This window comes from Nocardiopsis lucentensis DSM 44048, assembly GCF_000341125.1.
GTDB classification, from domain to species: domain Bacteria; phylum Actinomycetota; class Actinomycetes; order Streptosporangiales; family Streptosporangiaceae; genus Nocardiopsis; species Nocardiopsis lucentensis.
The window spans coordinates 1-791 of the sequence record NZ_ANBC01000342.1 but is presented as its reverse complement, the minus strand read 5'-3'; the positions used below and the strand labels follow the sequence as shown (position 1 = coordinate 791).

At 71.4% G+C, this 791-nt stretch carries 1 protein-coding gene; it reads left to right on the top strand.

Translation table 11 applies throughout. From position 1 onward, the window contains the following. Nucleotides 1–53 precede the first annotated feature (53 nt). Nucleotides 54–791 (top strand): DUF2332 domain-containing protein (locus tag D471_RS0111985; RefSeq protein ID WP_026127644.1); only part of this gene is annotated, 738 nt, incomplete at its 3' end.

The window sequence follows — 791 nt, the reverse complement described above, 5'->3', positions numbered from 1 at the left end:
GGCGGGGTAGGGGCGGGGTGCGACCGGGTTGCCGTGTGGAGAGGGTGGTCGTGGTGGAGCACGTGGCCGATGACGTGGAGTTCGTGGCGCGCCGGTATGAGGGGTTCGCCCGTCACTACGCGGCTGGGTCCTCGCCTTCCTACGCGCGCATCGCGTTGGGGGTGGCGCGGGATCAGCGGGTGTTGGGCCTGGTGATGGGGCTGCCCGCCGGGAACAAGCGTCAGCCCAACCTGCTGTTGGGCGCGGTGCGGTATCTGGGTGGCCCGGTGGGGGACTGGCCGGAGTTTCGGGACTGGTTGGTGGAGAACTGGGACCGGGTGGAGTCGGTGGTGTTGGAGCGTGCCACGCAGACCAACGAGGTGCGCCGGTGTGCGACGTTGCTGCCGGTGTTGGCGTCGTTGCCCGGGCCGTTGGCGTTGGTGGAGGTGGGGGCGTCGGCGGGGTTGTGTCTGTATCCGGACCGGTATCGGTATTCCTATGACGGGGGTGGGCTGATCGGTCCCGCGGACGGTGAGGTGGTGTTGGAGTGTGCCACCGAGGGGGCGGTGCCGGTGCCGGAGCGGGTGCCGGAGGTGGTGTGGCGGGCGGGGATCGATCTGCACCCGCTGGACCCGGGGGATGCGGGGGATGTGCGGTGGTTGGAGTCGTTGATCTGGCCGGGGCCGCGGGAGGCGGCGCGTCGGGAGCGGTTGCGTGCGGCGGCGCGGGTGGCGGCGGGGGATCCGGCGTGGATGGTGGCGGGTGATCTGGTGGAGTCCTTGCCGCGGGTGGTGGCGATGGCTCCGAGGGAG